The organism is Pseudomonas sp. I2, assembly GCF_040984075.1.
Lineage (GTDB): Bacteria > Pseudomonadota > Gammaproteobacteria > Pseudomonadales > Pseudomonadaceae > Aquipseudomonas > Aquipseudomonas guariconensis_B.
The window spans coordinates 1-396 of the sequence record NZ_JBCGFQ010000218.1 but is presented as its reverse complement, the minus strand read 5'-3'; the positions used below and the strand labels follow the sequence as shown (position 1 = coordinate 396).

Here is a 396-nt window from a genome sequence, read left to right as displayed (position 1 = left end):
GTTCAGGCGCACGGCATCATCCATCGATAACGCCACGGCTTCATTACTTAATTCCGCCAGAATAGAGTTCGCACCTGACGCCCGCAGTACCACCGGCTTATTGGTCGCTGGGGGAACTACGCTGCGCAAAATGCCGCGCGTACACATTAATACATCGGCATGTTCAAACAGCGCGGCGATATTTATATCAATGCGTTCAAGTCCGGTAGTCGGCCCCTGAAAATAACCCTGGTCAAAGGCCAGCATCACGGTTTTACCCGTTTTCGGATTAAATATCCGCGATAAGCGTGACTGCATTCCCCAATCCAGCGCACCGCAACCTTTCAGGATAAAAGGGATATTTTGTTGCGGTTGATCGGTACGAAAATCTTTACCATCTTTAATATCGTCTAAATC

The 396-nt window shown here is 49.0% G+C and carries 1 protein-coding gene; it reads right to left on the bottom strand.

Annotation, left to right across the window (positions count from 1 at the left end; genetic code table 11):
* The coding region (locus WCE05_RS26325) for a hypothetical protein (protein WP_368816885.1) at window positions 1-396 on the bottom strand (396 nt) is incomplete at both ends.